The sequence below is a fragment of the Actinocrinis sp. genome, assembly GCF_035946395.1.
In the GTDB taxonomy this organism is placed as follows: domain Bacteria; phylum Actinomycetota; class Actinomycetes; order Streptomycetales; family Catenulisporaceae; genus Actinocrinis.
In genome coordinates this window covers 1-12330 of record NZ_DASYZI010000277.1, presented here as the reverse complement: position 1 = coordinate 12330, position 12330 = coordinate 1, and the positions used below count along the sequence as shown (strand labels likewise).

Genomic DNA, 12330 nt, shown 5'->3' with positions numbered 1-12330 from the left:
TTGGCTATGCACACTGACACAGTCGGTTGACGGCCGCCGAGGGACATGCTGTGATGCGCCAGTGGTGATTGCGTGTGAGCGTTCCGTGTGACCGCACTCGACGCGGTGGCGGTATATCTGCCGTCGACTCTGGTACCCATCGAGGAACTGGCGGACCGCCTGGAGTTGACGGACATACAGGTCAAAATGTTCAGGCGTTTTCACGAGCTGCGGGAGATCCGGTTCGCTGGACCACAAACGACCACTGATCTGCTGCTGCGCGCCGCGTCGGCGCTCGCCGAGCTGCCTGGTAGCGCGGACCGGGTGCACTACCTGCTGTACGGACGCGCGATGCCGGTCACCGAGCCGTATCCGGTCAACCGGATAGACGAGGTGCGCCGTGCCCTCGGCTTGGAGCACGCGCTGGCGTTCACCGTGACCCAGCAGTCGTGCGCCAGCGGACTGCTGGCGATCGCGCAGGCCGGCCGGTTGCTGGAGGCCGACGCCGCGGCGGCGCCCGAGCCCGGCCGGGAGCCGCTCGCCCTGGTGTTGACCGGGGAGAAGGCCTTCACTCGGCACGCGCGGCTGATTCCCGGCACCTCCGTTTTCGGCGAGGCCTCGGCCGCCTGCCTGGTCAGCGCGAACGGGCCGCGCAACCGGGTGCTCTCGTACGCCTGCGCGCAGCGCGGCGAGTTCGATCTGGTCGGCGGCGGATCGGCGGCGAAGTTCCAGCGCGAGTACCGCCCGGCCCTGGCCGCGGTGATCCGGCAGGCGGTCGAGCAGGCCGGGATCGAACTGGACGACCTGCGGCTGATCCTGCCACACAACGTCAATGTCGTGACATGGCAGCGGCTGTGCGTTCTGCTGCGCTTCCCGCTCAGCCGCGTGGTGCTGGAGAACGTGGCCGCCGGAGGGCACCTGTTCTGCTCCGACGCGTTCGTGAACTACCAGACCGCGGTGCACCGCGGTCTGCTGGCGCCCGGGGACCGATATCTGGTGGCCACGGTCGGGTCGGGCGAGGGCGCGACCTTCGCCGCCATGGTTTTCGAGCACTGATATCAATGTGAGATCCTTGGGATTCGTGCCGAGAACCGACATCTCGGGCACGACGACTCGGAACCGACGGGAGCTGGGCGATGGACGCGGAGCAGGAGACAGCGGTCGACGCGCAGATGCGGGACGCGGTGATGGCCACGATGTTCGCCACGCTGCCCGGGCTACTCGACCACGACGGCCCGATCACGCCGGGGAGCCTGCTGCTGGACGAGCTCGGCCTGAGTTCGTCCCTGGTCCTGGAGTTGCTGCTCGGCATCGAGGAGGCGCACGCCATCCAGATCGACCTGGAGACGATGGACGAGGACCAGGTCGTCACGGTGGCGGATCTGGCCGGGTACATCGCCGGCCACTACGAGCAGGTCTAGGGGGTGGTTGAGATGTGGGGTCGGGGTCGCGACGCCTGTCACGCACGCTCGCGGCGTTGTCGGGCTGTGCCCATACGACCGAGTATGGGCACAGCCCTCCGCCTTGCGATCGCACGCGCCAGACGCCGCGCCCTGATCCGACCCCACGTCTCAACCACCCCCTAGCCGCGCGTGCGCCTCATCAGAGCGGTGCGCCGCGAGTTCCACGGCCCGGCGGCGTTCCTGGACGACCCGGGCAACCGAGCGTTCGCGACGGAGTACCTGGCCGACATGGCCCGCCCGCACGGGCTCGCCCTCGACACGGAGCTGTCCGGGCAGTCGTACGGCGAGATGGCCGAGGCGCTGCTGCCCGAGGTCGTCGGCGGCGACGAGGCGGTCGGCACCCTGGTGGTCGCGTTCGCGAATCACGACGTCTACCCGGGCCGCGCGCTGGCGACGTACCTGAGCCATCTGTGTCCGGGTACGCCGACAGCGTTCGCCGTCTGCGACCAGGGGTCCGCGGCGGCGTTCACCGCCATGCGGCTGATCGAGGCCGCGGACCCGGCGCCGGCGCTGTTGATCGTGGTCGAGCAGGCGCAGCTGCCTTACCGCAGCGAGGGCGCCGTGCCCGCGCGCAGTCGCGGCGTGGCGATGCTGTGGGTTGCGGACGGGCCCGGCGGCGCGGTGCGCCAGCGCCCAGGCGTCGCCCCGGCCGAGTTGCCCGGCCTGGTCCCGCAGGATGGGACGCGGCTGGTGTTGAGTGAGACGCTGGCCGCCGCCTGGCCGGGCCGCCCCGCGGATGCCGAGGTCGCCCCGGCCGACCAGCCGATGACCGGAGTGTGGTGGCACCTGGCGGAACCGGCCGCCACCGGGCAGGTGACCGTGGCCGACTACGAACCCGCCATCGGCTGCTTCTCCTGCGCGCGGCTCTGACGCTCCCGGCACACTCCCGGCGCCGAAGCCGCTACGCCGCCAGCACGAGACTGATGTTGTGCCCGCCGAAACCGAAGGCGTTGACCAGCGCGAGCTTCGCGCCGTCCGCCGGCCGCGGGCTGTCGCGGATCAGGTCGAGGTCCGCGCACTTGGGGTCCGGATCGTCCAGGTTCCGGGTCGCCGGCAGCCGGCCGCGGCGCAGCCCGAGCAGGGACACCGCCGCGCTGAACACGCCGGACACGCCGAGCAGGTGACCGGTCGCGCCCTTGAGAGAGCTGATCGGCGGCTGGTGCGGGCCGAACACGGCCAGTACAGCCGAAGCCTCCGCCGCGTCGCCCGCCTTGGTGCTGGTGCCGTGCGCGCAGACATACCCCACCTCATCGGGCGCCGCGCCGGCATCTCGCAACGCCAAGCGCATGGCGTCGGCCGCGCCCTCGCCGTCGGGGCGCGGCGCGGTGGGGTGGAAACCGTCGGTGCTCGCGCCCCAGCCGAGTACCCGGCCGTAGCTGCGCGCGCCCCGGGCCCGCGCGAACTCGGGCCGCTCCAGGACGACCACACCGGCGCCTTCGCCGAGCACCAGGCCGTTGCGCCGCCGGTCGAACGGCCGGCTCGCCTGCGCAGGGTCGGTCCAGCCGCTCGCCAGCGCGCGGGCGTTGCCGAACCCGTCCGCGAAGGCCGGGAACAGCGGCTCCTCGGTGCACCCGCACAGCACCACGTCCGCCTCGCCGGCCCGCAGGATGCGCAGGCCCTCGCCGATCGACTGCGCGCCGGCGGCGCACGCGGTGCCCACCGCGGAGCTGTAGCCACGGGCGCCGAATTTGATCGCGATGCGTGCGGCGGCCATGTTCGGCAGCACACCGGGCAGCAAGTACGGGCTGATGCCGAATCGGCCCCGGCCGGCCCGCGCCACCGCCTGCTCGGACATCGTCGCCAGCCCGCCGACGCCGCCGATCATGACCGCGGTCCGGCGCGCATCGACGTCCCGCCCGATCTCCAGGCAGGCATCAGCGACGGCGTCCTCGGCGGCCCGCAGCGCCATCACGATGCCGCGGTCCACGACCCGCGCCTCGACCGGCGGCAACACGCTGGACGGTTCGATCGGCGGACCGAAGGCGGCGGCTTCGACCACCCCTGCCAGCAGATGGTCCGCCGGCGGCGCGGTCACACCGGAGCGACCCGCGCACAACGCGTCGTAGAGCTCGTCGACCGTGCGGCCCAATGGGCCGACCAGACCGATACCGGTGACCACCGCCCCGGCCGCGCCCGAAGCGCCGCTCACCGCGAGCCGACGCCCGGTCCGACGGCGAAGCGGCCCGCGAGCCCGGCCACCATTCCTCGGTCGCTCTTAGCCCCGCGCGACATGCTCGCGCTCGACCGCCAGGTCACAGAACTCGCGGACCGTCAGCGCGCCCATCAGCTCCATCTCGTCCGAGGTGAACTTGATGTCGTACTGCTCCTCCACCCGCACGACCAGCTCGGCCAACACCAGCGAGTCCAGATCCGCCCCAGCCGGCCCAAGCGTGCCGTCCTCGTGGATTTCGGCGAGGTCGACCTCCATGATGGTCAGCGCCTGCATGACGAAGTCGCGGATCTCGTCGCTCGAAATTGCCATGCGCCAGTGCCTCCTGCACGGTCGGGCCAGGGCCGCACCGCCGGAGCGAACCGCCTCGCGGCGTCTCGGGCCGGCCCGCGCGCGGCGTCACCCGCAACGCGCGGCGGAACGTCGCGACACGCAACGACTGCACAGAGATCGTCGGTGCGCGGATCACCATGGACGTTACCCTACCGGTACGGTTTAGCAAGAGTCCTGATTCGGTCCGGCGCTCCGCCACGCGCACCGGCCGAACCTGGCGTATAAGTACACGTTGAAGCCGTGCGCCGCGAGTGTAGACATGGTTCTGTTTCACCAAGAGAATCTTCGCAAGGAGCAGATGGCCTCCATCCAGCGGCCTGACCGGCTCCGGCAGATCAGGTTACCCGACCCTCGGGCGAGCAGGTTGCCCCGACTGAAGGTGAGCTGTCCGACATGCGCGACGACGATGTCCACTCGACGGGCACCGTGGTGCACCTGCCCTGTCCCGCGCCGCAGACCGCCGCGGAAGACCGATGACGCCCTCTGAGATAGCGGCGCTCATGCGGGAAATCACCGAGACCGACGAGATCGGGGTCGACGACGACTTCTTCCACGCGGGCGGCAAGTCGTGGGAGGCGCTCTCGCTCATGGTGATCCTGGCTGAGCGATCCGGCGTGAAGCTCTCACTCCTCGACGTCTTCCATACCCGCACCCCCAGTCGGCTGGCGGATCTCATCGCCCACCGGAGCGTCACGGAGAGGTGATCCATATGGCTCCGGCGACGCTGGACCTGGTGACCCACGACGACGCGCGGCGGACATCCCCGGCTCTGCACCTCGACGGCCACACCGTGCTGTCCTACGGTGAGCTGTCCGAACTGGTCGGCGAAGCCGAACGGGCGCTGCGCCATGACGGCAAGGCGCTGGTTCTGTGCGCGGGGGACCGCGATCTGCCCACTGTGCTGGCCTATATCGCCGCGCTGCGCCTAGGGCACACCGTCGCGTTCCTCGCCGCCACCGCGGAGAACCTCTCGGCATATCAACCCGAGTTCATCGTCCCGGCGCCCGGCGGTGGGACCGCACTGGCCGAACTGGGCTACCGCCCGGTTGCGCGACCGATCGCCGGCGCGACGGTCTTCAGCCGGGACGGCAGCCGACCGGCGGGCGAGATCTTTCCCGGCACCGCACTGCTGCTTTCCACCTCGGGCTCGACCGGCAGCCCCAAGACCGCTCGTCTGTCCTACCGCGGGCTGGCCGACAACACCGCGGCCGTCATCCGCGCGCTGGGCATCACCGCGGCCGAACGCGCCCCCACCACGCTGCCGATCAGGCACGCCTACGGATTGTCCGTGCTGAACACCCACCTGCTGGCTGGCGCGAGCATCGCGCTCAATGAGCACTCACCGCTGTCGTTGGCGATGTGGGACGACCTGATCCGGTCCGGCGCCACGTCGTTCGCCGCGGTGCCGATGACCTACGCGGCATTCGGTCCGGCGCATCTGAAGCTGCTGGAACGCAGCAGGGTCCGCACCATGACCCAGTCGGGCGCACGGCTGGGCGAGGAGCTGACCGTGCGGCTGGCCGATACGATGCGGCGGCTGGACGGCCGGTTCTTCGTGATGTACGGCCAGACCGAGGCGACCTCTCGTATCGCCCGCCTGGACCCTGCGGACCTGCCGCATCGTCTCGGCTCGGTCGGCACCGCGATGCCGGGCGGCACCATCACGATCCGGCCGATGCCGAGCCACGCGCGGGCGGTGCCCGGCGAGGGGGCGGTCCACTATCAGGGGCCCGGCGTCATGCTCGGCTACGCGCGCGGGCGCGCGGACCTCGCTCGCGGCGCCGAGGTGGACGTCCTGGACACCGGCGATCTCGGATATCTGCGCGCCGGCCACCTGTACCTGACCGGCCGTTCGAAACGGATCGTCAAGGTATTGGGTATCCGCACCAGCCTGGACGACCTGGAGCGCATGGTGGAGCGGCCGGGTCACCCGATCGCGGTGATCTGCGGCGCCGACGAGGTGATGCATCTGGTCGGCGCGGGCGACCGGGCGGTGCACGAACAGCAGCGCCGGCACCTGGTCGAGTCGCTCGGGGTGCCCAGCCGGCACGTCGTCTTCCGCCAGGTGCGCTCGCTGCCCCGGACCCCCGGCGGAAAGATCGACTACCGAACACTGGCGGCGGCCACGGAAGCGCGCGGAGGCTCGCTCGATGAAGCTGACTGACTGGCGGATCCTGTCCGATCGGGGACCTGATCTCATCGCCTGCCTGGACTTTCCCGGGGCGCGCGCGGCGGCGGGCTTCACGGACCTGGCCGAGGGGGTGCCGGTCGACGCCTGCTTCCTGCACTTCAGGCAGGCCGGCGCCGACCCGTTGGCGGCGAGCGTGGACCGCTGGGTCGCCGAGTTCGCCGCGACCGGCCGCCCGGTGCGCGCGGTGCTGGGCTACTGCGCCGGCGGCGCACTGGCCACCCGCCTCGCGGACGCGATCGCCGCGACCGGCCCGGCGCCCGTGGTCGTACTCTTCGACGCCGAGCCGACGACCGGCGAGTCGATAGCCGACCAGTTCAGGTCGGCGGTGCAGTCCTCGGCCCGGCACCTGACCGCGAGCGAACTGGCGGACGCCGACGCGCTGTCCGAGCAACTCGTGGCGAGGTACCCGGACGACCCGCGACCTATCGCGGCAGGCCTGACCGAACACTACGAGACGCTGATGCGCGCGGTCGCCGATCGGCTGTCCCTACCGCAGTTCCTCCATCAGGAACTCACCGCCGGGTTCACCGCCTATCTGGACTACCTGCTGCTGGCCGGTGAAGGCGGGTTCGACACGCGCGCGACGACCCCGCTGTTCGTGACCTCGATCGGGCACGAGCCGCCGGTGCAGACGGCGCGGACCGTCAGCCTCGATGTCGACCACGACGATCTGTTGCGCGATCCCAAGGTGTACAAGCTCGTCGCCGAGATCATCAGAGGAGAGACACCACAGTGGTGAGCCTGCCGGAGATATCCAAGGTCTTGTCCGCGCATCCCGCGGTCCGCCGAGCCGAGACCGCGATCGTGCGCTGCGATGGACGGGATGTGACCGTGGCGGCCGCCGAGCTGAACCAGTACGTGAGCGGGCCGATCCTGCGCAACCACGTGTGGCAGAAGCTGGGCGAGGACAGCGGGCTCGCGGCCGTCCTGATCGTGGAGAGCATTGCGGCGGCGGGTGACGCGGCGGACGCCGAATTCCTCGCCTCCGCGGTGGCCGACGGGCGCTGCGCCCTGTTCGAGGAGCCCCGCGACGACGTCGAACGCCGCCTGGCGGCGATCTGGTCGGAGAATCTGGACGGGACGCGCGTCGGCGTGCACGACGACTTCCTGGAACTGGGCGGCGACTCGCTCTCGGCCCTGCGCATCATCACCGCCATCGAGGCCCAGTTCGACCGGTCGGTGGACGTGTACGAGTTCATGAGCGCGGGCAGTGTCCGCCGCCTGGCGGACCTGCTGCGCTGATGGTCCTCTCCGTGCGCCGGCGGATCGCCGAAATCGCCCAAGCCGAGCCGGACCGCGCGGCGCTGATCGGTTTCGACGCCGACCTGGCCGAGCAGGTCCTTTCCTGGCGGCGGTTCGCCGACCGCGTCGCGGACGCGGCCGACGCGCTGCGTGCGGCGCTGAACCCGGGCACACGGTCCTGCGTCGTCGTGCCGGCCGGCAACACTCCGGCCGCCGCCCTCGGCATCGCGGCGGCGCTCGCGGCCGAGGTGCCGGTCTTCCCGCTGAACCCGGCCACCGCGCCGGCCGAACGCGACGCCTTGCTGAGCCTGCTGGGCCGGCGGTTCGCCCACATCTATCTGATGGACGCCCAGCTTGAGCCGCAGCGGACGCAACTGCCCGCCGGACTCGAACCACCGACCACCGGCACCGGCACCGGCACCGGCACTACGGCATACCTGCTTGCTACCGGCGCCAGTACGGGCATCCCGAAGATCTCCGCACGGCCCGGACCGCTGCGTTACGCCCCGGCCACGACGCCCTCCCTGGTGATCCGGCAGACCGGCTGGCGCACCGGGCAGCGGCAGCTCATCGTCGGGCCGCTGTACCATGCCGCACCGTTCACCGCGTTCCTTGATGGCTTGCTGGACGGCAACACCGTCGTCCTCCAGCCGTTCTTCGCCCCGCAGTGGACGGTCGAGTTGGTGCGCCGGTACGCCGTCGAATGGCTACAGCTGACCCCGACGCACATGCGCGAGATCCTGCGTGTGCAGGACGTGGCCGAAGCGGACTTCGGCACCCTGCGGGCGATGCTTCACACGGCGGCCCGCTGCGACCCGGACACGAAACGTGGCTGGATCGACCTTCTCGGCCCGCGACGGGTCTATGAGCTTTACGGCGCGACCGAGGGGGTGGGCGTGACGCTGGTGCGCGGCGACGAGTGGTTGGCCCGGCCCGGAACGGTCGGCCGCGGCTTCCTGACCCAGATCCGCATCCTGGACGATGCGGGCCGCCAGGTCCCGTCCGGCACGACCGGCACCGTGTTCTTACGGACCCCGCAGAGCCTGAGCCGCTCCGACTATCTCAACGACCAGTCGATCCGAACCACCCCGGACGGGTTCGCCACGGTGGGCGACCGCGGGCGCGTGGACCAGGACGGCTACCTGTACCTCGAACCGCGCGACCACGACACCATCAACGTGGGCGGCGAGAAGGTCGACCCGGACGAGGTCGAGGCGGCGCTGCGCGACCATCCTGCGGTCCTCGACGCCGTCGCCGTCGCCGTTCCGCACCAGAGTCTCGGGTCCGTGGTCGCGGCGCACGTGGTGCTGCGCCCCGGAGCGGGCGTACGCAAGGCCGAACTCGCCGCGCACTGCGGGCGGCGACTGGCCGGGTACAAGATCCCCAAGCAGTTCGTGTTCATCGACCAGCTTCCCCGGTCGGCGGCCGGCAAGGTCCAACGCTGGCGGTTGACCCCCCGTGACGAGAATGGTGCGACCCCACTGTGAACGCTGTTCGCGACGAGCCGGTCGGCACCGGCTCCACCACCGAGACCGGCTACGAGCGCCCACGGGACCCGGTGGAGATCTGGCTGGCCCGGCAGTGGCAGCGCATCCTCGGCTTCGGCGTCGGCATCCGGGAGAACTTCTTCGGCCTCGGCGGCAACTCCCTGGACGCGGCCAGGGTGATCGACGCCATCCTGGTGGAGTTCGGCGTCCAGCTGCCGCTGAACGTGGTGACCGAACACCCCACGGTCGAAGGCCTGGCTGCCGTGCTACGCGACGGTGACGAGCGGCCATCGGGCCCGCTCATCGCGATCCAGGACGGCGACGGTACACGTACGCCACTGTTCCTAGTCCACCCGGACGACGGTCAAGTGGGCCGCTACTGCCGACTCGCCAACGCGCTGGGCGAGGAGTTCGCCGTGTTCGGCCTCCAGGCGGAAGGCCTTTACCACGACGCGGAACCCCTTCGTACCGTGCCGTCGATGGCCGACGCATACGTCAGCGTGCTGCGGGCGATACACCCCACCGGCCCGTATCTGCTCGGCGGCTGCGAAATCGGCGCGGCCATCGCTTACGAGATGGCCGTCCGCCTCGACGACGTCCGGCTTGTGGCCGCGATCGACGCCGAACTGCTGGAACCGTCGGACACCGGCGCCGAGTCCTGGCTGCGCGAACCGCCCCCGCAATCGCAGCTGCCGGAGATCCTGGCGGATTGGCAGGAGCGAGGCCTGGTACCGCGGAACGCGGCACCCGAGATCGTCGCGCGCTCGTTGCGCGTGTGGCAGGCCAACCGGGACGCCGCGCGCGACTGGCGGCCATCGCCGTACACCGAACCGATGGACGTCTTCGGCCGCACCCAGAACACGGCCCTGCCGGCGACCGTCGTCCAGCGGGCACACGACTGCGGCACGGAGGACCGCCTGACTGCCGCGCTGCGCGAGTTGATCGGCTGACCGGCGATGAGTGTCGAGACTGAGGCCGAAACCGCACCGCGCCGCCGGCGCCGCGTGCTGCTCACCCCGACGCGCTCGATCCCGGTCGAGTTCACCGGGGAGCGGGGCGGCGAGGGACCGCTCACCTTGGGCCAGCTCAACATCCACGAGTGGCTGGGCGCGATGCCCGACCACGCCTTCGCGAATCTCTGGGTCGAGCTGCCGGTACCCGGTATGCCGTCCATCGACGAGGTGACCGGGGCGGCGGCGGCGCTGATCGCGCGGCACGAGAGCCTGCGCACCACGTACGCACCCGGCGAAGAACCGCGCCAACAGGTCGCGAAGACCGGCGTGCAGCTGCTCGAAGTGTGCTCGCTCGGTGAAGGACGGTGGGGGCCGCGGGACCGCCCCGCGGTGGCCGAGGCACTCGTCAGGTGGCTGCGCGAGCACACCGATTCAGTACGGCGTCCGCTGTATATGGCGGTGGCCATCGCTCCCGATGCGGGCGATCGCGTCATCGCCTGCGCTGCCGGGTTCCCGCACCTGGCCGTGGACCACGCCGCCATCGAAATCCTCAAGCGCGACTTCGCCGGGCTGCTCGACCATCCCGGAGGAGGGCAGGTGGGCCGCTCCGGCCACCAGCCGCTGGACCAGGCTGAACTGGAGGCGACGCCGGCCGAGCAACGCAGGGCCGAGGCGGCGCTGGGGTATCTGGAGCGGCAGCGGCGGCGCATCTCCCACTGCTTCTACACAGTGCCCGGCGCCCGGGTCGGCGGCGAGTCGCTGGCGGTTGAACTGTCGTCGGTCGCCGCCGCGATGGCCGTGAGACAGATCGCGGCGCGCACGCGCACCAGCCGGTCAAGTACCGTGCTGGCAGCGGTCTGCGCTGTGGTCGCCCACCGGGCGAATCATCGGGATGTGGTGCTGCCCATGCTGTCGAACAACCGATTCGAACATCATCTGATGGGCTATGTCGGCTCGCTGGCCCAGAGCACCATCGCCTCCGTCGAGGTCCGCGAAAGGGGTTTCGACGAACTGGTCGGCCACACCTGGACCGTGGTGATGGAGGCGAGCCGCCACGCCAGATACGACGCGGTCAAGCGGTCCGCCGCGGACGAACTGGTCGAGCGTGAACGCGGCCTGCGCCTCAACTACGACCCCTTGTTCAACAGCCTCGTGCCCGAATCATGGTCCGGGCTCACCGCGGGCGTCGGTTTCCAGCCCGAGCAGATCGATATCGATGCCGCGCTCACTCGAACCCAGCTGCGATGGCGCCCGATGCCGAGCGCCGGAAGGCCGATCCGGTTCAGCCTCAGTCAGCTTGACGGCTGCCTGCGGCTCGACGGCTGGAGCTCCGACACCGGCCTGGTGCCGCGAGCCGAACTCGAGTCGGTGCTGCTAGCGGTCGAACGTGTGCTGGTGGCCGCCGCGAGCGCGGACGTGCCCCGCGCCCGGATGCCTGAGATCATCGGGTTGGCACCCATCGCCGACACGCCGAACCGGATTCTGGTCGACTCCTGCTGGGTCGACTTGGCCGACGTGCAGCGCCTCGTGGAAGAAGCCCTCGCACCCGCCGTAGCGCACGTCTTCATTTCGGCCGACGGCCGCCCACTTGTCGCTTATGTGACCGCAACCGACACCGTCAACACACCGGAACAGGCGCACGCCCGCTGTATGGCCGCCCTTGTCGATCATCCGACAGCCATCACCCCGCGCCACTACATCATCTGCGACACCACGCCGCCCGACCCGGCCGATCCCACGGCCTGGCCGACGCCTTCGGCCACCGGTTCCGGTCGTTCTTGACGGTCGCGGATCAGGGCTGCCTGTCCTACCCACATTGATCCGATACGCGGCTCAAGATCATCGGTACTCAGAGGTCGCGCCCCGTGCCCGGGCCAACGCGGCCGCCACGGAACCATCAGCATGCGGGAGCGAGCCGCGCTGTTCAGCGGCTGAAGTGGGCACGTCCTTTCATCATCCCGTGACGTCTGAACACATTGCTATGAGGAGCTATGGAGCGGGCACGGCGCTGTTGATGTTGCGCCACAGTTCGGCGAAGTGATCCGCTGCGGCGAAGGTCTGCGGCAGGTGCTGGTGCCGAAAACTACATCCAGGCTGATGAGGCCTACTCGTACCTTGGCTTGGCGCTGAGAACGCCGGGAGCGCGTTGTGCCGGGTCCCCGCGGTGGGCGAGGACAGGCCTGTTCAGGCACGGCCGTGTCTCGACGAGGTTCGATCGCTACTCGGGCGTGATCGAACCGCTGGCCCTTCAGCGCTGCCGAGGCGTTCGCCGGTGCTACGCGGATCTGGTCTGGCGACCTGTCGGGGGCAGCGGTCGTCGTCCCCCCGTCGTCTTGTCGCCGTCTATGCGAAGTTGGTTGGTTGGCGGGAAGTCTTGATTGGTGTCGGTGCAGCGGGTCAACAGCGTGTCGGTGGCTTGCGGGGCGCAAGATGTGCGGCGTGGCCTGCGTCGCAGCGCGGAGAGCACCGTGGCGGGGAGCACGAGGGAGCGGGAAGCAGTGTGATTCTCCGT

At 70.4% G+C, this 12330-nt stretch carries 12 protein-coding genes; 10 read left to right on the top strand and 2 right to left on the bottom strand.

Annotated elements, in window-relative coordinates:
• Nucleotides 1-87 precede the first annotated feature (87 nt).
• The 3 genes from VGS97_RS16945 (at nt 88) to VGS97_RS16935 (ending at nt 2312) form a co-directional block, all read left to right on the top strand.
• Complete coding sequence (locus VGS97_RS16945; RefSeq protein ID WP_326854520.1) at nt 88-1035, top strand: 3-oxoacyl-[acyl-carrier-protein] synthase III C-terminal domain-containing protein; 948 nt, start codon at nt 88-90, stop codon at nt 1033-1035.
• 80 nt (nt 1036-1115) lie between these two features.
• The gene (locus VGS97_RS16940; RefSeq protein WP_326854519.1) at nt 1116-1400 is read left to right on the top strand and encodes a phosphopantetheine-binding protein; all 285 of its coding nucleotides are present in this window, start codon (nt 1116-1118) and stop codon (nt 1398-1400) included.
• A 171-nt stretch (nt 1401-1571) separates the two neighbouring features.
• Nucleotides 1572-2312: a hypothetical protein gene (locus VGS97_RS16935; protein WP_326854518.1), complete on the top strand. Its 741-nt coding sequence runs from the start codon at nt 1572-1574 to the stop codon at nt 2310-2312.
• A 31-nt stretch (nt 2313-2343) separates the two neighbouring features.
• Here VGS97_RS16935 and VGS97_RS16930 read toward each other — a convergent pair whose 3' ends face one another.
• Both VGS97_RS16930 and VGS97_RS16925 read right to left on the bottom strand, forming a co-directional pair.
• Entirely contained in the window at nt 2344-3591 is a 1248-nt protein-coding gene (locus VGS97_RS16930) for a beta-ketoacyl-[acyl-carrier-protein] synthase family protein (protein ID WP_326854517.1), read from the bottom strand.
• A 66-nt stretch (nt 3592-3657) separates the two neighbouring features.
• The gene (locus tag VGS97_RS16925) at nt 3658-3924 is read right to left on the bottom strand and encodes an acyl carrier protein (RefSeq protein ID WP_326854515.1); all 267 of its coding nucleotides are present in this window, start codon (nt 3922-3924) and stop codon (nt 3658-3660) included.
• A 494-nt stretch (nt 3925-4418) separates the two neighbouring features.
• Here VGS97_RS16925 and VGS97_RS16920 point away from each other — a divergent pair, with 494 nt between their 5' ends.
• The 7 genes from VGS97_RS16920 to VGS97_RS16890 are packed head-to-tail and all read left to right on the top strand — an operon-like array spanning nt 4419 to nt 11600.
• Nucleotides 4419-4649 carry a phosphopantetheine-binding protein gene (locus VGS97_RS16920; protein ID WP_326854514.1) on the top strand — a complete coding sequence of 77 codons (231 nt, stop codon included), beginning with the start codon at nt 4419-4421 and terminating at the stop codon, nt 4647-4649.
• Nucleotides 4650-4654: 5 nt separating this feature from the next.
• Entirely contained in the window at nt 4655-6109 is a 1455-nt protein-coding gene (locus VGS97_RS16915; protein ID WP_326854513.1) for an AMP-binding protein, read from the top strand.
• The gene (locus VGS97_RS16910) at nt 6096-6875 is read left to right on the top strand and encodes a hypothetical protein (RefSeq protein WP_326854512.1); all 780 of its coding nucleotides are present in this window, start codon (nt 6096-6098) and stop codon (nt 6873-6875) included. Before VGS97_RS16915 ends, VGS97_RS16910 begins: the two co-directional genes overlap by 14 nt.
• Nucleotides 6869-7378, top strand: coding sequence for an acyl carrier protein (locus VGS97_RS16905; protein ID WP_326854511.1), 510 nt, complete (start codon nt 6869-6871; stop codon nt 7376-7378). The genes VGS97_RS16910 and VGS97_RS16905 overlap by 7 nt, the downstream gene beginning before the upstream one ends.
• Entirely contained in the window at nt 7378-8865 is a 1488-nt protein-coding gene (locus tag VGS97_RS16900) for an AMP-binding protein (protein ID WP_326854510.1), read from the top strand. Before VGS97_RS16905 ends, VGS97_RS16900 begins: the two co-directional genes overlap by 1 nt.
• A complete protein-coding gene (locus VGS97_RS16895) occupies nt 8862-9815 on the top strand; it encodes a thioesterase domain-containing protein (protein ID WP_326854509.1) in 954 nt (317 codons plus the stop codon). Before VGS97_RS16900 ends, VGS97_RS16895 begins: the two co-directional genes overlap by 4 nt.
• A 6-nt stretch (nt 9816-9821) precedes the next feature.
• Nucleotides 9822-11600 (top strand): hypothetical protein, encoded by a 1779-nt coding sequence (locus tag VGS97_RS16890; RefSeq protein WP_326854508.1) that lies wholly within the window; start codon nt 9822-9824, stop codon nt 11598-11600.
• Nucleotides 11601-12330 lie beyond the last annotated feature (730 nt).